This is a genomic window from Spirochaetae bacterium HGW-Spirochaetae-1 (assembly GCA_002839375.1).
GTDB lineage: Bacteria > Spirochaetota > UBA4802 > UBA4802 > UBA5550 > PGXY01.
On record PGXY01000004.1, the window covers coordinates 335,544 to 357,643 of the forward strand.

Below are 22,100 nucleotides of genomic sequence, written 5' to 3' on the forward strand. Positions count from 1 at the left end.
ATCCTGCATGACATGGGAACCGATAAAAATATTTCTCATTATGGATTCAATGCATCCCCCAATTCAGGTCTGTCTTTTTCAGGGAAAATAGCCCGTATCATACTGCTTATCCTTTTATTCCAATTCACCATCAGCCTCCAGGCCGGAGAAATCTGGAAGGAGGTGCGGTATCTCAATGATCTGCTGAGAATCGCCGAGAATCCTCCTGTTGAAGAGCTGCCCACGGAAAAGATATACCTTGGAAAGGAGGCCCTTTTCTGCACCGGCGAGGAGAAAGTGGCTGTGGAAAACAACCGGGCAGCCCGGCTGCTGGAGGAGGGGAAGTATGAGGAAGCCAGGGAAATACTGAACAACGCTCTTCCCCATGCAGCGCTTTTTTTCCCTTTCCGCTACAATCTGGGCCTGTGCTATCTCCATCTCGATGATCTCAAGATGGCCCATTTACATTTCACCAAGGCGCAGCAGGTTGTTCCCCAGTTTCCCAAGACGTATCTGCAGTTGGGATACATCTATGAACGATGGAACAGGGACAGCGAAGCTGTGGAAACCTTTCGCGAGGCCCTGCGGCGGAATGCCAGGGAGCTCGATACCTTTATCCTGATCGGCGACATATTTTTCAAGAGGCACCAACTGGAGATGGCGCAGAAGTATTATGATGCGTCCCTGACACTGCAGCGCCGCTTCCCCAACGGGCTCCTGGGCAGGGCGAAAATACAGTTCATGAGGAAGAGATATCTACAGGCTTTGAACCTCCTGAAGGCCATTGACACAAAGGGAGACTATGATAAATCGCTTCATTATTACTACGGTGAAGCGGCCTTCAAGCTGCGTGATTATAAAACTGCGGCGGAACAGTATGAAATACTGCTGAAAAACCGTACGTCACGATTTTTTCTTACCAACTCGTCGCGACTGATTGAACACAAGCTGAATCTGAGCAGGCAGTTCATTCAGTAAGGGTCTTGCGCAAATGTTTTTTAATTATCAGCAGGGATAAAAATGGACAACAAGGAGAAAAATACCAGGTTGGAGAATATGCTTAATCCTGAATACCGGGCCCGAATCAACCGCGTCATGGATTATATTGAGAGCAACCTTGACCGGGAATTTACGCTCGATGAGCTTGCCAGCGTGGCCTTTTTCTCAAAATATCATTTTCACCGCCTGTTCTCTTCGATCATGAATGAGACGCTTTTTGATTTTATTCAGCGGACCAGAATCGAGAAAGCGGCTTACATTCTTCTGGTTGAACGCGGCAGAACCGTAACCTCTATAGCCTATAACTGCGGCTTCTCCAGCCATGCCCTATTCACAAGGACATTCAGGAAGTATTTCGGTATGAGTCCAAGCCTCTGGCGCCGTGAGAAAAGCAAGCAGGGTCAAGAGAAAAGCAAGAACAGTCAACGGGGGAGCAACGAGGGGAAAGCGCCGGAATCATCAAAGGTATATGTTGAGTACAGAGAAAATAGAAATCGCTGGAGGTTTTCAATGGATACTCAACAACAAACCGTGGAAGTAAAGGACTTCCCCGAAATGACAATGGCCTATGTGCGCCACATAGGGCCCTATAAGGGCAATGCTGCACTTTTCGAAACCCTGTACGGGAAATTATGCGGCTGGGCAGGGCCGAGGAATCTTATCGGCCGGAATACGAAGTTTATCAACATCTATCATGATAATCCGGAAATTACCGATGAGGAAAAGCTGCGAGTCAGCGTCTGTCTTGAGATTGACCGGTCTGTGGAGGTCAGCGGTGAAATTGGAAAAATGACTGTGACGGGCGGCAGGTATGCCGTGTCACGATTTGTCGTATCCGAAGACGGGTTTCAGGAGGCATGGCAATGGGTTTACGGCACCTGGCTGCCCCAGAGCGGCTATCAGCCCGACGACAGGCCCTGCTTTGAACTTTTCCCGGAAGAACCGAAAGATGGGAAATTTACTGTGGATATATGCGTGCCGGTGAAACCACTGTAATATCCTTCCTGCTCTCTGCCTCCTGGAGATAAAGGAGGCAGAGATATTATTTTTCAGAGAGCGCTTCGCGCCAGGGCTTCCCATCGATCAGGAGCTCCTTGATAGAAGCATTGCCTTTATTGTCAATGCTCACCACCAGGGAGCCCTTACCCTGTCTCACAGCCCGGTCAAGTAAGACGCTTTCATTTTCCGGGATATAAAAGCGCTCGATACCCGCCATGAAAGATCCGCGACGGCATGTCCCTTTCAGGACTGCACTGCAACGATCACGCCAGTCTTCGTCAAGATATTCCATAGGGTAGCTGCCTATGACGGCACCATTTTTATCAAGGGAAAGACAGAGGAACAGGTTTCCTCTGTCCCTGTCATGACCGCTGCAGACATCGGTGTTAAGAGCCAGGCGGTATGTCAGGTAATGGCCCGAGAGCAGGTCCCGGGGATCGAAACCCGTAATGGGAATAATCACTTTTCTGCCCGAATAGATTTTAACCGCCTTGTAGAGTGTAAGCAGCGCCAGCATTACAATGGGGATGAGAAGGGCCGCGGCCAGCTTTTTATTCAATCCTGTCATGGCTTTCGGCTCCTGTTATTTTTCTGAAAAACAGCTCCAGCCTGTCGCGCTGCCTGAACCAGAGAAGAGAAACGCCGATGATGATCATTCCCGAAAATATCAGGCCGAAGCCCGTGGAAGCCAGATCTTCGAAGACCTGGAAGTAGACTACGAGAAACCGGATGCCGGCGAGAAAGGTCATGGCGTTGAAAAGTCTCCTGTTGTCCCTGATGATGAAGAGGGCGCCGGCGAAAAGAAGCATCATTATTGAATAGAGCGCGCCGTAGAATTCATTACCGGTGCGTGATATATCGACGTCCCCGGAAAGAATCAGGGGGAGATAGGGAAGTATGGTGATGATAATCATCATGAGAACAGTTGCTTTTTCTTTCAGTGATTTTTTAGTTTCGGAGAAGAGCGCAGCTATGAAAAAAAGAATGAGCAGACCCGCGGGAGCCAGGACTTTTACGGAAAAATCCACCTCCTCCTGTGAAAGGTAGATGTCGGTGAAGAAGACCAGGCCCAGGAAACCGGCTAATCCCCACCGGGCAAAGGCCCCGGCGTGTAACCTGAGTAGGGCAATCCTTTCCATGACACTGCTGAAAAAAAGGCACAGGAAGGGGAGCATGAGGCCGAGGGCGATAATGGCTTCATCGTCGTCGCCGATTCTTTGCCACCACGAAGCTTCCGATGCGGACCAGGATGCGAGCGCCCCGAGAAAGCCAGCCGTCCACAGGTAGGGGAGGAATCCCTTTTTACTGAAAAGGCTAAGGGGGAAGATAATGGCTGTCCAGAAGAACAGGGCCATGTAGAGTTCACCGCCGGTATGCAGTACCTGGGAGATCAGGCCAATGGAGGCCAGAACGAGCAGGGCGAAGAAGGATAGTGCTGCGTCATAGAGAATATCCTTTTCCCTGCGGTCAAGCCGGAGCACCGTGAAGGCAACGCCCAGAAGTATCATGAAGTCGATGAATATCTTTACTGAGCCGGGAATTTCGTCCCAGTTTGCCGCTATGAGGGAGATTATCCCGATACCCACAACGCTGATTCCCAGGATGAGGAAGCCGTAGAGGGCCCACCGGGTTCTTGCGCCGCCGGAACGGCTTTCTTCAAAACTGATGATGGATTTTCGCTGCGCGTCGGTAATAATACCCTCGGCGGTCCAGTTTTCCAGGCTTTTTAAGATACTTTTTTTCATCATGTCCCTGACAAGTGTTTTGTCCCAGTATAAGTGGTGATTATTCGTTCTGGCAACTCTTTTATGTTTGATGAGGCAAATATGGATAAGCACTGCTTTTTCATGGGAAAACCTGTTTTTGTTTCCGGAGATATATAAATACATAGAGAAAAAAAACGCCAAAGAGAAAGTCATTAACGCCGTAAATACTGTAGAAGAATCCCGTGAGGGTATCCTGTGCATATATAGCATTCAATTCTCCCCCATGTTGCCAGAGCCATCTGCCCCAGAAAGCGGTATAAAAGAATTTCTCCAGTGCAAAGACGGCGATAATACCGGGAACGAGCGAATAAGACACGGACACGGCAATATAAGCAAGCCCCCAGAGCATGATTACGCCCAGGCCGACGATGGAAAAAGCCCCGGCATCGGTCGTCATCAGTAATTGATTGCTGAACAGTTTGCTGAAGACCGGAATCCCCGCTACGTTTACGCAGCCGGCAAGGATAAATCCCGCTGTAATCCATTTCTCCTTATGCATGTTTTTCCTCCCCGGCTTGTATGGTATGTCCGCCTGTCCATTCCTTCATGCATTCACCTGCGCCTGCAATGATGAGCAGGCGGTTTAAAATAATGTCTGGCAGGAGGGCCCGCGCCACCTGTCCAAGGTTCAGGCTCCATGGTTTTTTCACAACGCATCGTTCTTTTTTCACCGCCTTGTTTACCACTGCTCTGGCAATATCATCATGGCACTCCACCCTGGGAAGGAGCAGTTCCCCGAGGAAATTCATTTTACTTCCTTCAAAGAGTCCTTTTTTCAGGATACCGGGATGGACCGATGAAAACCTGACACCGTTTTTCCCGTCTGCCATCGCTTCGAGCCGGAGGGATTCGGTGAATCCATAAACTGCCCATTTTGTCGCACAATATACGGCAAGGTCCGGAAGTCCCACCAGCCCGGCACCCGATGAAATATTCACGATTTGGCCGCTGTTTCGCTCATACATGTCCGGCAGGAAAGCGGCAGTGGTATAGTAAATAGAATTGAGATTGATTTTTGTGAGCCTGTCCCATGACTCGACGGGATGAGAGGTAAACCTGCCCGCCGTCACCGTACCTGCGTTATTGATAAGAATATCAACATCCCCCATGTCTCTTTTCGTTTCCAGGGCGGTAACCCTGACCTTTTCGCTGTCGCTGATATCGCAGAGATAGAACCTGAGCTTCGGGGTATATTCCACCAATTCACTTTCTGCTTTCTTTATTGCCTCAGAATTGTTATCCCACACAGCGACACTGCACCCTTCATCGAGGAGACGCTTAACAGTGGCAAAACCGATTCCCATGGCGCCGCCGGTAACCACAACTTTTTTATTGTGTATGTTCTTCATTTATTTTACTCCGGATTTTTATTTTTCCACTGGAAGCGTTACATAACGGCCGTTCAGACAGACCGGGATAAGGCCACCCGTGAGCCCCACCGTGGCGTCGACAGGGCGGATGGCGTGAGGCGTATGTTTCGGTATATACACCGCCGCTGGCGTGGATACCTCGTAGAATTCATCACCCAGCATTACTTCAAAGGTAATGGCCTTTTCATCTCCGATCATCAGATACATTTCATCATAATCATGCATGTGCGGAACAGCCCTGTCGCCCTTTATGGCGATATTTTTGAGGGACTCTGTTATTTCCTTGATGTAAAGATAAAGGACCCAGGCAGCTGCTTCCGGAACAAGTTCACTGCCCATGAGGACCGGATATGGAATTACCTGACTCAAATCATGGTCCGGCAGCTCATTGACATTGATAGGTTTTCTGACGATAAATCTTTCATATTTTCCCGACATAGTATCCCCCTTTCTTGTTTAATATTATGGTAACCAGTGGTTAGTAACTAACGGTTACCTTTTACACTATTTGATGTAAATGTCAAGATCAAATGCACAATTTATTCTAAAAATTGTCACATTAGATTCATTGATATACGCCATGATCGGTGTGCTGATATACGGGGCATGTTGAAATATACTTGACCATTATATACACATGCGGAATAGCTTTGCACATGGCAAAAAAAACAGAAAAACCCATGAGAAACCGAAGAGAGGAAATAATCAAATCGGCGAGACAGCTTTTTCTTAAAAAAGGCTACCGCCTGACATCGATAGAGCAGATAGCGGAAAAAGCCGGCTACAGCAAACGCACCGTGTATCTTGAGTATGTCAGCAAGGATGACCTTTTCCTGGATATTGCAACAGACGGGCTTGAGATACTATTGAATCTCTTACAGGAAATAAAGGGGAGCGATATTTCTCTTTATGATTATATAGTGAAATACATTGGTGTTATTACCGATTTCGCTTTTCTCCAGGGAAATTATTTCAGACTGCTGGCCTCCGATGTTTCAGCTGAAGTTATCGCCAACAGTACCGACAGGGTAAAGCAGCGGGCCGCCGGAATTGAGCGGGCTGGCGTAAAGCTCCTGTCGGATCAGATAGAAAGGGCCATACGTGAAAAAAAGATAAAAAAAGTCGATTCATGGGAAACATCGGAGATCATCATCGGCTCCGCAGTAGGAATCATTGTGTTATCTCTGGGCGGGAGCCAGACGATCCTGTCTCAGGAAAAGCTGAAAAACAAGGTTGAAAGAATGGGACAGGTTTTTTATCAGGGCCTGTTAAAATAGATGAACGGTGAGAACAGTTTTTCAAACCGGGGAAATGTATGTTAAATAAATGAAAAAATTTTATTTTAAATGTTTGATAGTATTCTTTATCCTGAATATCAACACCGTCTCTCATGCTGAAATACAGTATGGGACCTGGGGAGGCTGGAATTTTCCCATATCAAAGTTAATTGATAACAAAAAAAAGAATCTGCTCGAGGACCAGAAGTTCGGCTCAGGAGGGATATCGACCGGGGCCTTTGTTCTGTTCGGGAACAAGAAAGTATCTGTCGGCCCGGAAATTGCATACATTCCTATATATGAGCTTGGACAATCAGGTGACATGCTGGATTTTCGGGCATACATGCCAATATTTGTTATATTCAAAATCTCTTCGAAAAAAGGGCTTTATGGTGGAATCGGGACGGGTTATTGTAATAGAATAAAAGATACATGGATGCGTCAGATGAAAGGAGGTGCTTTCGGCACCGAATTATTTCTAGGATATAATCATATGATTACCCAGAGATTTTTTCTCGGGCCGGCTTTGAAAATTATGACTATATTTGATGAAAAAGTTGTGTATAATTTTATACCGTTGCTTAGTATCAGCTATATGTATTAGAATAATACCTGCGACTTTTTTCATTTTCCTGCTTGCATAAAAGTCCGTTTTCAGGCATGATAAAACCTAGTGCCGGTTCCCGGCGGATTTTTCCGTTCTCCGCTGTCATATTCCATGCCGGCAATACAATCAGAGAGAGGTCGTTCCGTTGAAAAAGAAATTGCTGCTCATACTCTTTTCGGCATGTGGGATTATTTCAACGCTGCTTCCCCTGCAGGCCGCGTCCGCCGATGTATACGGAAAAATAATTTCCCGTGGAGAACTCCGCATCGGCGTGTCCCTGCATTACCCTCCCCTGAACTTTGACAGTGGTAAAGAAGGGGTCGAGGTGATGATGGCCAGGAAGCTGGGAGAGTTCCTGGGAGTAAAAGTATCTCTTGTGTCTCTCAAGGTGTCGGAGTATGTAACGGCCCTGGAGAAAAATCAGGTGGATATTGTCATTGCCGGATTTTCCCGGAACCTGCAGCGGGGAAGGACCATATGGTTTTCCGACCCCTATCTTACGGTAACGCCCGGCGTCCTGGTGAACAACCGGGCCCTGCCGCAGCGCCGCTTTGGTGATGAATTTGAACAGAACCCCATCAATACCATCTGGGACCTGAAGAACCTGTCCCGTTTCACTTTTGCCGTCAAGAAGGGAAGTTCCTACGAGATGCTTCTGAACGAACAATTCCCCTCCATGTCAATCACCCTTATAGAAAAGAATGAAGAGGGTGTTGCACTGCTGGAAAAGGGAAAGGTTGATGCCTTTGTTCACGATTCTCTCTATCTGCAGTACCTGTACAATACCAGCGCACAGTTCAGGGGTTCCTTCCGTCTTCTGCAGGGCGGCAAACAGACCGAGGCCATCTGTATCGGTCTCCCTTTCGGGGACACGGTCCTGAAAAACCAGATCAATCTATTCATTGCCGAACTGATCCGGCAGGGTCTTATCGATGAATGGCTGAATACATACAATAGCAGATAAACATGGTGAATGATGAAACAATCGTACAGAGTAAGTATCATACTTTTTCTTTTTATTTCAGTTTTTATGGGGGATATTTCCGCGGCGCAGCTGGATCCCCTCCTGGAGAAGCTGACGCTCTCGGGTTACATGCGCATGCGCACCTGGTACACCGGGAGCAGCATAAAGATTCCTGGTTATTTTCCCGGGTCCGGCGATTTTGAGCAGGTGAACTACGAAGACCTTTTTTTCCGGAACCGCATCTATATCAGCGTCCTACCCGAACTGGAGATACGCTCGGTTTTTGATATCAGTTCTAAGTTCGGCCACGATGACTTCGCCATGGGGCAGGGCGGTACCAACCTGGTCACCCGCGATGTTTATGCCCTTTTCAGGCCCGGTGAGAACATGGAGTTTTCCCTGGGGCTTATGCCCTTCAGTCTGCCGGGAGGATATATACTGGCCCGGGACGCCACGGGGCTCCGGTATCAGCACGATCTGCTGAATAAAAGGCTGAAGCTCTATGTGTCCCTCATACGAGCCTTTGATGATGCCGACACGGGATATAACGACACCACGGACATTCCCAGCTACGCCGATGACAATATTTTCATTTTCGGCGGCGACCTGGCCCTTCTCCAGGACCTGGAATCGCAGGTCTATTATGTTCTGGAGGTGGACCGGTACACATCATCGGGTGATGAAGACCCTGATTTTCTCACGCATTATTTTATCGATGATGGAAGGCAATCGACCCTCCATTGGCTGGGGATACACAATAAATACATTATCAATGATTTCAATCTTAAATTCGGTGCTATACTCAATGCCGGGTATATCAGAACAAAAGCTGAATATACCGATGAGCCCTTTATCCGTACCGATATCCTGGCCTGCCTGTGGGAATTCGAGGCTGCCTGGAAATGGCGCGACCTGCAGGTATCCCTGGCTGCCGAAGGGGCCACGGGAGATCCGCGCGATGCCGCATCGGGCGGATCATTCCAGGATATCAAGGCAAGTCACGGCTTTTCACTCATAGCCGTGGATAATACGGGCGGCCTCGCCATCCGGGGAAGCGGTGAATCGAGCTGGTACGGCCTGGCAGGCCAGGGCCTGAAGTTTCAGTACACCCTTTTCAACGCCGTGCTGGTTAAACTGGGAGCGGTGCATGTCCGCACATTGAAAAACATATCATGGAACGGTTCATCTTCCACCTGGTACGGCGATGAGTGCGACCTGGAAGCCGAATATAAATACCGCGAGGTGTTGTCAGTAACAGCGTCTGCTGCGGCCTTCTTCCCCGGTGACGCCTACAGGGGAATTGTTCAGGATAGCAGTCATGGTGTCATACTGGAGTGTATGCTGGGGGCTTCGGTTACGTACTAATCTTCTACGTGATTATATTGAACTTCCTTTTGCCATTCAGTAATTGTGCCTGAAGAACGGAATTGCAGTTTGATTGTTTCTTTCTTCCCGTCATCAGTTTCATAGGTGATAAGAAAAAAATTCAGGAAGCCGGTTTTCCTGTGGTTCGTTGTATTGAGAAGAACCCACTTCTTGGAGAACAATCCCGGCGGAACAACAAATTCTTCTGCGAACAGGTGATTCCTGGGAAATATTTTCGCGTTCTCGATATTATGCAGCACTTTATTGTATTCATTGACTGTCAGTGAGGTTAAAGCGCCCAGTCCTGTGAATGCGCCTGCCGCTTTTAAGGCTTTGTTGTCGCTGCTCATGGCAACTGTTGTACCGATAATGGCTACTGAGGCAAGGAACATATCCCTGTTGTGCTCACGTATCTCATTTCTTTTTATTATAGCTTCCTGCCAAAGGGCAAGGTCATTACCTGAGGTAAATTTAACATTTTCATTTGCCACTTCGGAAAAAAAATCTATAGTTACTTTCTTTATTCTGATCCAGCCCTGTGATTTATTTTCAAAGGTAAGATTAACAAGACCGAAGTATTTACTGGATAAATCAGTGTCTTCCTTCGCACTGACAACTAAACCTATATCCGTTTTTTTCTTGTTTATAACCCTGCCATTATCATCAATCTGCTCTGCGTAATATCCCGAGTGTATACTTGCACAGGATATGAGACCGATTAAAACTATAAATATGAGGGCTTTGATATAAAAGCTTTTCATTAACGGATCTCCCGAGAATGGTTAGAATGTTTTCAGCCAAGTGATATCATGCTCAAATAAAGTGCAAGTACTTTATTCAATGATGAGCCGCGAGATCTCCACCTTGTACATATTGTAGACATTGACCAGCATCTTCCGCAGGTTCCGGTTCAGCTCACGGTCCGTGGAGCGGCGCTGCACATATTTTTCGATCTCGTTGAGATGATCCAGGAGCAGGTTCCCCAGGTTTTCCAGGTCGCGGGTCACTGCCGCCGACGACGTGGACCGTCCCCCCCGGCGAATGTTTTTCAGCTCCGTCTCCAGTTCCTCCTCCAGATGCTTTTTTGTCTCGCGGTCCCTGAAGAGGCTGTCCAGCACCGATTCGGCATAGTCCTTAAAATTAACGGGACTGCTGATCTCGTAATGCTTCACTGCTGACACGGTGCTGCTGAAGAGCAGTTCGGATATGATCTTGCCGGCGAAGCGCTCCTTCACCATGGACCAGGTGCTTTCATCGATGATTACAATATCGTACAGCGTTTTGTCCAGAACCGGATCGATTATATACGAAGGATAATGCACCAGTTCGTCGCCGATACGGTCCACTGGGACCGTTATGATCTGGTTGAGGACATGGATGCGGTTTTTAAAAATTTTGCCCGAGCTGTAAGACTTTATGTTCTCAACGATCCTCAGGGAGGCATTGACGGCGTCGGCGGGATCATTGAAGTATGATGTGATCTGTTCATTTGTTATGCGCGATATGATTCCACGGTGTTCGGTGATGGCCGAGGAGATAAAGGATTTTACACGGAGGTTCATTCTTATCATCTGGGCCACGCTGGAGCCCTTGAGTTTCTGGTCCTCGCCAATGACGTTTATGTTAACGATGGTGACGGTATCGTGTTTCAGGTTGTCGACCCGTATGGTCTGTTTTGTTTCCGTGAGATTCAGGTCACCGAAATCGGGAGCCTCGAATTTCCTGAAAATGTTGACGATGAACCCGTCGATTTCCTTCAGGTCCTCTTCGGGCAGCAGTTTCAGCACGGCTGTTATGTCGTCGCTCATGCCGTATTCCTCTTTGAGGAGAGATACCAGGAAAAAGGAAAACTCGATGGAACGGAGCTCTCCCAGGATGGTGAGAATATCCCGCTGTATTATCTTGTTCTTGATGATGAGCATGTCGCGTATGGAGCGAAGGGCCTCGTTATCACCCATTTTTATAAGGCAGAGGCACGAGTATATCCTGACCCGTATTCCCGGATCTTTCAGGTATTCATGGAAATAACGGGTCACCTGCCGCTTGTTGTATTTTTCCGAGGTGAATATAATTTCCCCCATGGCGCGGACGATCATATCCTTGCCTTCGCTGTTGTTCATGGTGAAAAAGAGTTCATTGAGATAGTCTATATCGCCGTCAAAACCGCATTTCCCCAGGCCGAGAATGGCCTGGTTGCGTATCGACTGCATCGTGTTATTCTCTATTATTTTTTTGAATATCTGGTTCGCCGTCATGTTGTTGACGATGTCACGTTCGAGCATTATTTCCAGTGCAGTTTCTATGATTCCCGATTCCTCCGTGACCCTTGTCTGTAGAAACTCAAAGAGAATATTCAGGGAGCGTTGTTCCGTGTAGAACGAGATGAGCCCAAGCGCCTTTAACTGTTCTTCGGGGACGCCCGTAGTCAGGAGTATCTCTATCTCGCCCAGCATGTAGGAATAATTGAGTATGGCAAGGGTCTGAATTATGGTATGTATAAGGTCCTGGTCGGGATATTTTTTCAGGTAGTTATAGATGTTCACCAGCGGGGATGCGGCTTCCTCAATATGAAGAAGGGCGATGATATTGCAGAGCCGCAGAATCCTGTTGCGGAGATATCGTTTTTCGAACTCAATATCCTCGATGCGCGACGCGGAATTTTCCCTGGATTTTTTATCATCATCGAAAAGAATTTCTATAAGATGATGGAGCTGTTCCTTTTCATGTTCGCCGATGAAGGGTATCCAGCCCGCATAATCCTTTATGATCAGGTGCGTGTTTCTCGATTCGTCCGATGAGAGAAAATAGATCGTCCGTTTCTTCAGTTCCGGTGTCATGTTCTCCAGAATAAATTTTCTCAGCATCTGGAAACTCTCGGGATAGCTCTTTTCCGCGACACTCCTGATCATGTATTCCTTGCGGTAGGTTTCAAAATAAGATTCCAGCGTCACCACGATATAACTGAAAAGCTTGTCTTTAAGAATATGATATTTTCTTTCCTCACCGATTCCAGTGAAAAATTTAATAAACATCTCAACAATGAGTTCATTGTCACGCTGTGATTCGGTCGATAGGGCGATGAGATTTCTGAAGAGCTTGTCCGGGTCCTTGAGTTTTTCGATGTTCGTGTTGAGCGCGTACAGCGTCATGCTGATGAGCTCGGTGTTTTTCGAGGTAAGAGCTTTCATGACATAGATGAGGTATTCCCGGTGATTGCATGAGACCATGGCGGTAATGAAGGCCACTTTTGTTCCCGTTGAATAATTCTCGAAACGCGGAGACATCTTACCCAGGAGGACGCGGATATCCAATATTATTTTGTCTTCGTCGGTCTGGCTTGTCGAGTACGTATACAGATCGGTTTCATCGGAACCCATGGCTCGTCCCGCGGCGATATTGAGCTGATTGTTCATGTCCGCGATGGTCCGGTATACATAATAGCTCAGTGTGTCATTGTTCATTTTCAGTATTTCCTCGAGAACGGAAATGATCCTGAAAGATGACAGAGACAATATAGCCTCGCATTGAAAGTGGATATGGGGTTCCGGAGTGTCTATCATATTAATGAGGAAATGCATCACTTCATCGGACTGCGCTCCTATGGTCTGGATCACCCTGAAGGCTTTGGTGAGAATAAGCCGTGACACAGTTTCCGCATTCTGCTCCTGGATGAATGACATGACCTCGGGCACATCATCGGCGCTTCCGTATTTCTGGATATGGTCGAGTATGAAGATTTTTTCATTGTCAGTCAGACTTTTCGCCAGCAGAGGCTTTATGGCCGTCAGGATCTGCGGTTTGGGGATGTCCGTAAAAATGGCCAGGGCGCTTTCACGTATATCGGGGCCCTTTTCCAGCTCCTTGAGAAGGATGCTCACGCCGATATCGGTTTTCAGCATACCCAATATCTTGTGAAAGGCCAGGCGTTCGTAGGGTACCAGCTTGAAATTTCTGCTGATTTCCAGCTTGATGCTCTGTAAAAGGTTTTTGTCCTGTTCCACGATGATTATCCTGTTTCAATCTGACTGTTGCCGCTGATTTGAGAATGAAGTAACAGGGAGAAATCCCCTGAAAAGCCCTTGAAGGGCAGTATTCAGTATTCATGGAATAATATGCCGGAGGGAATTGCAACCAATTTATACTGTACCGGCACTCATATTATGGAGTTAATTTTAAATCAATAAACCTGAAAATACATTGACTCAAACACCTTTTAATGAGTATATTAACTCCTGGATATTTTAATCTATAACATTGTCGGGCAGGAGAGTTGATAATGAAAAAAGGACTTGTCATCATACTCAGTATTTTTTTAGTCGCAGGGACTGTTTCATGCGGAGGCGGTAAGCAGACCAAGGGCAGCAAATCGTCTTCCTCAAAGCAAACGCTTCCGGCGAACCGGGGTCAGGCCACGGGTTATGCTACTATTTATGACAGCGATACGGCCCTGGCCAGGGACCGCGCCACCGATGACGCCAAGAGCAAGCTGGTGCGTCAGGTTCTGGGTGAAACCATCGAAGGCAGAAGCATCATGAAGAACTTCGAGCTGGTGGAAAGCATCGTGGAAGCCAAGTCAATCGGTCTGGTCAAGCATGACAAGATCATAAAGCAGTGGCAGGCCGGTTCGGAGTATTTCGTAACACTCGAAGGAACGGTGGAGCCCACGGCAGTAGCCGATGCCATAGCCGATATCCTGAATACCTACGGTCGGCCCAAATTTATGGTGCTGATCCAGGAGACCTTTGAAGGGAAAAAGCAGATGCCCGGTTTCACCGAAACGGAAATGATCATTCAGGAGATCATGGGTAACTCGGGATTCGAGTTTGTCGATGCGGGGATGACCCAGCAGCTCATGAAGCGTGACCGGCAGAAAATGACCAGGGCCATGAACGGCCAGGTCAGCGATGATGTCCAGGACCTTCTGCTCAATGACGTGGGAGCTGAAGTAATCATCATAGGAACGGCCCAGACTAATGACCAGTCAGCCGCCCTCAGCGCTTACGGCGCCACGAACATGAAGTCAAAATCGGCCATTGTCCGCCTCAAAGCCATCGATGTGTATACGGGCCGCATCATCGCCACCATCAGCAGGAATGCCCCGGGAGTCCATATCGATAATGACACGGCATCCAAAAAGGCCATAGAGAAGGTTTTCCAGCTTATCCTGGGTAAAACCGACCCCGATACGGGCAAGTTTTCCATCGGGCCCTTCATGGAAACCATAACCAACAGTTTTGTCAAGGCAGCCTCGGAGCGCCAGATCAATCTTCTGGTCTCAGGGCTGGAATATAATGATCTGACGAAATTCAGGAATGACCTGGCACAGCGTATCCGCGGGGTGAAAAATGTGAATCCCAAGGGACAGGCCGGGAAGGCAGCAAAACTGGAGCTCTATTTCGCCGGTAAAACCAATGACTTTGCCGATGAACTCGTAGCAAAAGCGGGCAATATGGGATATAACATCCAGGTAAAGGAGAGCTATCCCAATAAGCTGGTGCTTGTGGTAAAATTGAATAAATAGTTCTGATTTCGCCGACAGCGGTGCTATATTACATAACCCCTTCCCGTCCTTTTATAAAATGGGACTTATCCGGAAGGGGTTATTTATTTTTACATTAACAGACTGAATGTAAAATCAAAGCTTCAAAAGTGCGACTTATAAATCTTCACCAGATAGTATTCCATTTTTTTTATTAATAATACATATTTTATGAGCAGAGCACTTGACGATAAATAGTCTTTTCAGTACAATCTAACTAAATAGTTAGTTATGAGGGGGATGATGGAAGAGGACAACACTTTTGAGAAGATCGAAAAAGGGGCAATTATGGAATTTTCTCAATTTGGCTTTGAGGGAGCCAGAATAGACCGTATCGCGCAAAAAGCGAAGATAAACAAGGCCATGATATATTACCATTTTAAAGGGAAGGAGGCCCTCTATGAGCACATCGTCAAGAGAATTGTGTCGGGTATTTATGATACCATCAGCCCATTGATACCTGAAAACCCTGAATCCGTAGCGGATTTTGAGCGCCTGCTGCGGGGATATTCGTCCTATATGGGCAGCCTGGATGAGAACTATATCAAGATCATGCTTCGTGAGATTGCCTCGGGAGGAAAGTATTTCAAAAAAATAACGGTCCCTATTCTTTTGCAGCCGGTCATGAAAAATGTAATGGATATGTTCACCAGCGGTAAAAAGAAAGGACTATTTGCCGATATTCATCCTCTCTATACCATGCTGCAGCTTATGGGTTCTGTTGTTTTTTTTAACATGCTCAGGACTACCATCAGGGATACCGCCATCGCGGACCTGATATTTCAGGAAGATTTTATAAACAAGTACGCGGAAAATCTGCTCAAAATATATTCCGGCGGAATTTTCGTCGATAAGAGGTGATGCTTATGCTGAAGAGGAAAGCCCTGTTCGTTATAATAACGGCATTGATACTGTCATATAATGTCAAAGCGGCAACGGCACAGGAGAAGCCCGCCATTTCCGTTGATGAGGCCGTGATCATAGCATTGGGAAATAATCAGGATTACAAAATTGCCTCTCACAGACTGGAGGAGGCCGATGAAAAAGTCAATGCCGTCTGGGGCCAGCTTCTGCCGGCCCTGGAATCGGAGGCCTCCATCCTGAGGCAGGGCGCAGACACCGGACCCATGAGTCTCAGTGACGGTCAGTATGATCTGAAGTTCATACAACTCCGCTTCGGCATAAATCCCGGCGCCTTTTATCATTCATTGAAGCAGTCTCATGCGGGATATGCTCTGGCAAAAGAGGAACTGCGCAGGATCAGGCACGAAGTGGAATTCAATGTAATCAAGGGCTATTTTGACGCCATCCTGACAGGAGAGACAGTCACCCTGCGAAGTAATTCCCTGCAGGTACTGCGGGAAAACCTGAAGGATGTGCGGAGGATGTATCAGACCGGCAGCGTGCCCAGGTTCGAGCTGCTCCAGGCCCAGGTACAGCTGCAGAATCAGGAGCCTGTTATGCGTGAAGCCGAAAATAATTACAGGACAGCCCTGGAAATATTTAATTATCATCTGGGATTTAATGCCATTACATATACGGTAAAAATTGATGATGTTGATAAGAGCACCATCAGGCTCCCAGCTGAAGAGTCTGTAATACCCGGGCTGATAAACGCAGCTATGAAAAACAGACCTGAGGTTTTGCAGGTATCTCTTCAGAAGGATGCCCTGAATCATTCACGAAAAGTCCACCAGTCATCGTATCTGTGGCCTACCTTTTCTGTTTCCGGATACTATGGAAAAACATATCAGCTTCCTAATCCCGTTAATATTAACCTGGGAGGGGGACCTTCACCGGACCTTTCGCAGATTACCGGATCAAAGGACTGGCAGGATACCTGGCAGGTTCGTTTTGCGGCGACATACCGGTGGGGAACCCTGATACCCTTTGATTCTCAGCGTGCCCTTGAACGGGAGGAACGTGAGAAGATACAGGAGACAGAACAGAAACTACTGCAGATACAGCGGCTGACGGGGATAACCATACGTACCAGTTTTGGCAGGCTGAGTACGTCCTATGAAACGATCCTGAGCCAGGAGAAGAACCTGGAGACCGCGGAAGAGGGACTTCGGATTGCCAGGGAAAGCTACAGAGCCGGCGTAATAAAAAATGCCGATCTTCTCAATGCCGAACTGGCCCTCACGAGTGCCAGAACAGGATACGTGAAGGCCCTCTATGATTATTACATGAGCAGGGCGGAACTGAACAGGGAAATCGGTGTTAACAGTGATACAGTATTATTCCGGGAGGATTCGAAATGAAAATAAATAAAAAATTTGTTCCACTGGCCATAGCCATAATCATCATCACCGGGGCGACCCTTTACTTCGAAGTGTTCAGGGACCTGGGAGAAAACGGCAACACTATAAAGGGCAGCGGAACCATTGAGGTAACGGAAATTGAGATCGCCTCAAAGATAGCCGGCAGGGTCATGGCTCTTCCCCACGAGGAAGGCGACACGGTGAAGGAGGGAGGACTGCTGGTGAAACTTGCCTATGATGAACTTGACGCTCAGCGTCTTTCTGCCGTGGCCAATATGAATAATGCGGAAAAAAACCTGAAGCGGGTACGGGATCTGAATGCCACCGGTTCAATTTCCAAAAAGGATCTGGATAACGCAGAAATGGTCTATCGTGTCGCCAGGGCCAACTATGAGTATGTTGCTGCAACCATTGAACAGGCTGTTATCTATTCTCCCGTCAATGCAACCATATTGGAGAGAAACCTTGAAGTAGGAGAACTGGCCTTTCCGGGCACGCCGGTAATCACCCTGGCCGATCTTACGAGGCCGTGGATAAAGATATATGTGCAGGAAAAACGGATCGGGAGGGTAAAACTTGGTCAGAAGGCCGTTATAACCGTTGATTCATTCAAAGACAGAAATTTCAGCGGGAAGGTTGTTTCCATAGCCAACAAGGCGGAGTTTACTCCCAAGACAATCCAGACAAAAGAGGAACGCGTGAAGCTCGTCTTCGCCGTGAAGATAGCCGTGGAAAACCCCGGCATATCCCTGAAGCCCGGGATGCCGGCCGATGCGGAAATCATTTTGGGAGAAGAGAAGTGATCGCCGTTCGATCATTAACAAAATCATTCGGGGACCTGCGAGCCGTTTCCTCCCTGGATTTTGACGTGCGCAGAGGGGAAATTTTTGGCATAGTGGGTCCCGATGGCGCCGGCAAGAGTACGATTCTTCGCATGTTGTCAACAATACTGGTTCCCGAAGAGGGGAATATTAGTATTGATGGTATGGATATTTTCCGGAACCAGAATACCGTCAAGGAGATGATTGCCTACATGCCGCAGCGTTTCGGTCTTTACGAAGACCTCACTGTTGAGGAAAATATCTTTTTTTTCGGCAGGCTCTTCGGGCTGAAGAAAAAGCAGATCAGGGAACGCCTTCCCGTGCTCTATGGTTTCAGCAGCCTGGGGCCCTTCAGCGACAGACTGGCGGGAAAACTTTCAGGCGGGATGAAACAGAAGCTGGGCCTGGCCTGCTGCCTGGTCCACAGGCCCCGTCTTATTCTCCTGGATGAACCTACCAACGGAGTCGATCCCGTGTCCCGGAGAGAATTCTGGAAGATACTCTATGAGCTGCTCAGCGACGGCGTGACCATCGTGGTGAGCACGGCCTATCTCGACGAGGCGGAACGCTGCAGTCGTGTGGCCCTCATGTACCAGGGTAAATTCATTCGCATCGGTGAGCCCCGTGAGGTAAGGATGATGATCGGCGAGTACCTCCTGGAGATACTCTGCGACAGGCCCCGGGAGGCCGAGGAGGTTCTCAGGACAGTGAAGGAATACAGGAAGATCATCAGGAGCGGGGAGTCGCTGCGTATTTTTGTCGGCAATGCACAGCGCTATAAAAAGGCAATAGAGTCCCTGCTTAAAGCAAAGGGAATTACCGTCAGGGAAATACGGACCATTGCTCCTTCCCTGGAGGACACCTTTGTGGAAGTCATCGTGAGGGAGGAATCACTGTCATGAAAGCAGTCAGATCTTTGCAGAGGATCATGGCCCTGGCAGATAAGGAATGGATACAGATCCGGCGTGATGCCCGCAGCCTCATACTATCGCTCATCGCACCGGCTCTGCTGGTTGTGCTTTTTGGCTATGCTCTTAATATGGATGTTAAGCATGTTTCCATAACGATCATGGACCAGGACAGAACCGCCTTTTCTCGGCAGATGATCGAAAAATTTTCACACACGGAGTATCTGCAGATACACGGCTATGCTAAGACTTACAAAGAGATTGATAAGCTTCTGAACAGCGGCGAGGCTTCCCTGGCCCTGGTAATTCCTCCTGACTTTACGCGGCGAGTAAAGGCCGGTCGAAAAGCAAAACTGCAACTTCTGGTGGATGGTTCCGATTCCATGTCTTCTACGGTGGCGGCAGGATATGTACAGGCCATTCTTATGGAATTCAATCTGGATGTGCAGATGAAAGGCCTGAATCGCGCCGGAATATCAAAACTGCGCCTACCCCTGGATGTCAGGAGCCGTGTCTGGTATAACGAGGAGTTGCAGAGTAAGAACCTGATTATTCCGGGAATTATCGTCATCATCCTTGCTATCATTTCGGCCCTAATTACGTCGCTGACTATATCGCGCGAGTGGGAGCGGGGTACCATGGAGACCCTCATTACAACGCCGGTACGACCCTTTGAGGTGATGACCGGGAAGCTCATCCCCTATCTCATAATAGGGACCTTCGATGTGGTTATGACGTTTCTTGTGGGATATTTTTTCTTCGGCATTTACCTGAGAGGCAGCTTTATTGAACTGCTGCTGCTCTCGGTGCTTTTTCTTATCGGCACTTCCACCCTGGGGATACTGATATCCTCGGTTACGAAGGTACAGGTCCTTTCCATACAGGCCGCCGTGGTGGTGACCTATCTCCCGTCATTCATCCTTTCAGGATTTGTTTTTCCCATTCAGAATATGCCTATGGTAATCCAGGCAATCACCTATCTCATCCCGGCAAAATATATGATAACCATAATCAAGGGAATTGTCCTGAAAGGAACGGCCGCGTCGCTTCTTGCAACCCAGATTGTTTTCATGGCGGTCTTCGCCGTGGTGGCCGTGCTTATTGGAATCCGGAAATTCAGGCTTACGATCAATGATTGAGGGGTAGGGGAATAATGAACTTTATAAATCCCATGAATGTCCGGAGCATGCTGAAAAAGGAATTCAAGCAGCTTTTCCGGGATCCGCGTATGCGGGCCATGATTGTCGGGCCCCCCATTATCATGCTCATGCTCTTCGGATACGCCGTTAATACCGATGTAAACGAGGTAAGGATGGCCGTAATAGACGGGGACAGGACCGCCATGAGCAGGGATTTCATAAGCGCCTTCACATCATCGCCTACTTTTGAGTTCTACGCCTATGTTGATTCCCCGGCAAAGGCCGTAGAGATGCTGGACCGGGGAGATATTGATTTTTTCATGCAGATCGAGAGGGGCTTTTCACGTAATATAAGAAAGGGCCTTACTGCCGGTGCGCAGGTGATCATTGACGGTTCAGACTCAAGCCGGGCTTCGGTGATTATTTCATATATCAATGCCGTGATTCTGGCCCGCACCCAGGATTTCATGAAGGACAGGATCAGGCTGGCCGTTCTGCAGCAAGGGGCTGCGGGCCGGAAAATGCCCGGTAGTATCAATCTGGAGCAGAGAATATTTTTCAATCAGGATCTTACCAGCAGAAATTTCTTTCTTCCCGGCGTTATCGGGCTGCTCATCGCGCTGTTAACCATTATGGTAACATCCATGTCCATTGTCAAAGAAAGGGAATCAGGGACCATTGAGCAGATTAACGTGTCTCCCCTGCGCCCCCTTGAGTATATCCTGGGGAAGATGATCCCCTTTGCACTGGTGGCTTTTGTCGACATCTGCATTATAGTATTCCTGGCAATTACATGGTTCAATGTCCCCTTTCAGGGCAGTTTTATTTTTCTGCTCTTCAGCGGCGTTGTATTCATTCTTTCAACGCTGGCCGTAGGGCTTTATATTTCCACTATCTCGACGACACAGCAGCAGGCCATGCTCTCTTCATTTTTGTTTTTTTTACCCGCCATGCTGCTCTCAGGATTCGTTTTCCCCATATATTCCATGCCGGAAAGCATCCAGCTCGTAACCTATTTAAATCCACTGCGGTATTTTATGACGATAATACGTTCTGTTTTTCTGAAGGGAGGCAACATCATGATATTATGGAAGGATCTTTTTCTTTTACTTCTCCTTGGAGCAACGCTCCTGTTCATGAGCGTTAAACGATACAGCAAGAGGATGGCCTGACAATGGAATATTCCGTTGATGTACGAAACCTGACACGGACCTTTGGCGATTTCACCGCCGTGAACAATGTGAGTTTTTCGGTCAAAAAAGGCGAGATATTCGGTTTTCTGGGTCCCAACGGCGCCGGGAAAAGCACCACAATTAAAATGCTCTGCGGCCTCCTCATGCCCTCTTCCGGCGAGGGGCATGTTGCCGGCATGGACATCATGGACCAGCAGGAGGAGATCAAAAAAATAATCGGGTACATGTCCCAGCGTTTTTCACTGTATGACGATCTATCGGTAAAGGAGAACCTCGAGTTTTTCGGCAGCATCTATGGGCTGCAGGGAGCGAGGCTCAGGGAGAGGATGGAATTCGTTATTGATATGGTGGGTCTGGAAGAACGACGTGACTCATTGGTTAAAAATCTTCCCGGCGGTATAAAACAGCGGCTGTCACTGGGAACGGCCATAATCCATGATCCGCCGGTTCTATTCCTCGATGAACCGACATCGGGAGTTGACCCCCTCATGCGCCGGACATTCTGGGAACAGATATACGCCTTTTCAGCCCAGGGCAAGACCATTTTCGTGACAACGCATTATATGGATGAGGCGGAGCATTGTGACCGGATAGCCCTCATTATAGCCGGAACCATCATTGCCCTGGATACGCCCGACAGCCTGAAAAATACAATTCCCAGTGATGTTTTTCTCATCCGGAGCGATTCATTTCTTGATACCTTTGAGATTCTTTCCCGGCAGGATTTTGTCCAGGAGGCTGCACTTTTCGGAACAGATATACACATTATAGTAAAGGACGGTCGGGGAATAACGCAGCGCATTCGTTCCCTCTTAGAGGAAAAGGATGGCAAGCGTATCATGATACGGAAAATCAGGCCCTCCCTGGAGGATGTTTTCGTTGTCCATTCAAGGAATTATGGTCTGTGATG

The 22,100-nt window shown here is 48.0% G+C and carries 21 protein-coding genes; 14 read left to right on the forward strand and 7 right to left on the reverse strand.

The window, feature by feature from the left end:
* Positions 1–12 precede the first annotated feature (12 nt).
* Together CVV44_09350 and CVV44_09355 are read left to right on the forward strand one after the other, a co-directional pair.
* Entirely contained in the window at positions 13–957 is a 945-nt protein-coding gene (locus CVV44_09350) for a hypothetical protein (protein ID PKL39061.1), read from the forward strand.
* A 42-nt stretch (positions 958–999) separates the two neighbouring features.
* Positions 1,000–1,974: an AraC family transcriptional regulator gene (locus CVV44_09355; protein ID PKL39062.1), complete on the forward strand. Its 975-nt coding sequence runs from the start codon at positions 1,000–1,002 to the stop codon at positions 1,972–1,974.
* A gap of 46 nt (positions 1,975–2,020) precedes the next feature.
* On the opposite strand, the gene CVV44_09360 is transcribed toward CVV44_09355, so the two are convergent.
* From CVV44_09360 to CVV44_09380, 5 genes are read right to left on the reverse strand one after another with little or no spacing between them, the layout of a single operon-like run.
* Positions 2,021–2,545: a hypothetical protein gene (locus CVV44_09360; protein PKL39063.1), complete on the reverse strand. Its 525-nt coding sequence runs from the start codon at positions 2,543–2,545 to the stop codon at positions 2,021–2,023.
* Positions 2,529–3,953 carry a hypothetical protein gene (locus CVV44_09365; GenBank protein ID PKL39064.1) on the reverse strand — a complete coding sequence of 475 codons (1,425 nt, stop codon included), beginning with the start codon at positions 3,951–3,953 and terminating at the stop codon, positions 2,529–2,531. Before CVV44_09365 ends, CVV44_09360 begins: the two co-directional genes overlap by 17 nt.
* Positions 3,823–4,242: a hypothetical protein gene (locus CVV44_09370; protein PKL39065.1), complete on the reverse strand. Its 420-nt coding sequence runs from the start codon at positions 4,240–4,242 to the stop codon at positions 3,823–3,825. Before CVV44_09370 ends, CVV44_09365 begins: the two co-directional genes overlap by 131 nt.
* Complete coding sequence (locus CVV44_09375; GenBank protein ID PKL39066.1) at positions 4,235–5,092, reverse strand: short-chain dehydrogenase; 858 nt, start codon at positions 5,090–5,092, stop codon at positions 4,235–4,237. The genes CVV44_09370 and CVV44_09375 overlap by 8 nt, the downstream gene beginning before the upstream one ends.
* Positions 5,093–5,110: 18 nt before the next feature.
* On the reverse strand, positions 5,111–5,551 hold the full coding sequence (locus CVV44_09380) for a hypothetical protein (GenBank protein PKL39067.1): 441 nt from the start codon (positions 5,549–5,551) through the stop codon (positions 5,111–5,113).
* 218 nt (positions 5,552–5,769) lie between these two features.
* On the opposite strand from CVV44_09380, the gene CVV44_09385 reads away from it, so the two are divergent.
* The 4 genes from CVV44_09385 to CVV44_09400 all read left to right on the forward strand — a co-directional run bounded on the left by CVV44_09385 (position 5,770) and on the right by CVV44_09400 (position 9,326).
* Positions 5,770–6,390 carry a hypothetical protein gene (locus CVV44_09385; GenBank protein PKL39068.1) on the forward strand — a complete coding sequence of 207 codons (621 nt, stop codon included), beginning with the start codon at positions 5,770–5,772 and terminating at the stop codon, positions 6,388–6,390.
* Between the two features lie 49 nt (positions 6,391–6,439).
* On the forward strand, positions 6,440–6,994 hold the full coding sequence (locus CVV44_09390; protein PKL39069.1) for a hypothetical protein: 555 nt from the start codon (positions 6,440–6,442) through the stop codon (positions 6,992–6,994).
* A 109-nt stretch (positions 6,995–7,103) separates the two neighbouring features.
* Positions 7,104–7,961, forward strand: coding sequence for a hypothetical protein (locus CVV44_09395; GenBank protein PKL39070.1), 858 nt, complete (start codon positions 7,104–7,106; stop codon positions 7,959–7,961).
* A gap of 12 nt (positions 7,962–7,973) precedes the next feature.
* Positions 7,974–9,326 (forward strand): hypothetical protein, encoded by a 1,353-nt coding sequence (locus CVV44_09400; GenBank protein PKL39071.1) that lies wholly within the window; start codon positions 7,974–7,976, stop codon positions 9,324–9,326.
* Here CVV44_09400 and CVV44_09405 read toward each other — a convergent pair.
* The gene (locus CVV44_09405; GenBank protein PKL39072.1) at positions 9,323–10,087 is read right to left on the reverse strand and encodes a hypothetical protein; all 765 of its coding nucleotides are present in this window, start codon (positions 10,085–10,087) and stop codon (positions 9,323–9,325) included. The genes CVV44_09400 and CVV44_09405 overlap by 4 nt on opposite strands.
* Positions 10,088–10,159: 72 nt before the next feature.
* The gene (locus CVV44_09410) at positions 10,160–13,327 is read right to left on the reverse strand and encodes a hypothetical protein (GenBank protein PKL39073.1); all 3,168 of its coding nucleotides are present in this window, start codon (positions 13,325–13,327) and stop codon (positions 10,160–10,162) included.
* Between the two features lie 275 nt (positions 13,328–13,602).
* Here CVV44_09410 and CVV44_09415 point away from each other — a divergent pair, with 275 nt between their 5' ends.
* The 8 genes from CVV44_09415 (at position 13,603) to CVV44_09450 (ending at position 22,098) form a co-directional block, all read left to right on the forward strand.
* Positions 13,603–14,847: a hypothetical protein gene (locus tag CVV44_09415; GenBank protein ID PKL39074.1), complete on the forward strand. Its 1,245-nt coding sequence runs from the start codon at positions 13,603–13,605 to the stop codon at positions 14,845–14,847.
* A gap of 249 nt (positions 14,848–15,096) precedes the next feature.
* Positions 15,097–15,726 (forward strand): hypothetical protein, encoded by a 630-nt coding sequence (locus CVV44_09420; GenBank protein ID PKL39075.1) that lies wholly within the window; start codon positions 15,097–15,099, stop codon positions 15,724–15,726.
* Complete coding sequence (locus CVV44_09425; GenBank protein ID PKL39076.1) at positions 15,726–17,129, forward strand: hypothetical protein; 1,404 nt, start codon at positions 15,726–15,728, stop codon at positions 17,127–17,129. Before CVV44_09420 ends, CVV44_09425 begins: the two co-directional genes overlap by 1 nt.
* Positions 17,126–17,932 carry a hypothetical protein gene (locus CVV44_09430; GenBank protein PKL39077.1) on the forward strand — a complete coding sequence of 269 codons (807 nt, stop codon included), beginning with the start codon at positions 17,126–17,128 and terminating at the stop codon, positions 17,930–17,932. The genes CVV44_09425 and CVV44_09430 overlap by 4 nt, the downstream gene beginning before the upstream one ends.
* Positions 17,929–18,852 (forward strand): multidrug ABC transporter ATP-binding protein, encoded by a 924-nt coding sequence (locus CVV44_09435; GenBank protein ID PKL39078.1) that lies wholly within the window; start codon positions 17,929–17,931, stop codon positions 18,850–18,852. Before CVV44_09430 ends, CVV44_09435 begins: the two co-directional genes overlap by 4 nt.
* Positions 18,849–19,997 (forward strand): hypothetical protein, encoded by a 1,149-nt coding sequence (locus CVV44_09440; protein PKL39079.1) that lies wholly within the window; start codon positions 18,849–18,851, stop codon positions 19,995–19,997. Before CVV44_09435 ends, CVV44_09440 begins: the two co-directional genes overlap by 4 nt.
* A gap of 14 nt (positions 19,998–20,011) precedes the next feature.
* Positions 20,012–21,169 carry an ABC transporter permease gene (locus CVV44_09445; protein PKL39080.1) on the forward strand — a complete coding sequence of 386 codons (1,158 nt, stop codon included), beginning with the start codon at positions 20,012–20,014 and terminating at the stop codon, positions 21,167–21,169.
* A gap of 2 nt (positions 21,170–21,171) precedes the next feature.
* Entirely contained in the window at positions 21,172–22,098 is a 927-nt protein-coding gene (locus CVV44_09450; protein PKL39081.1) for a multidrug ABC transporter ATP-binding protein, read from the forward strand.
* Positions 22,099–22,100: the final 2 nt, after the last annotated feature.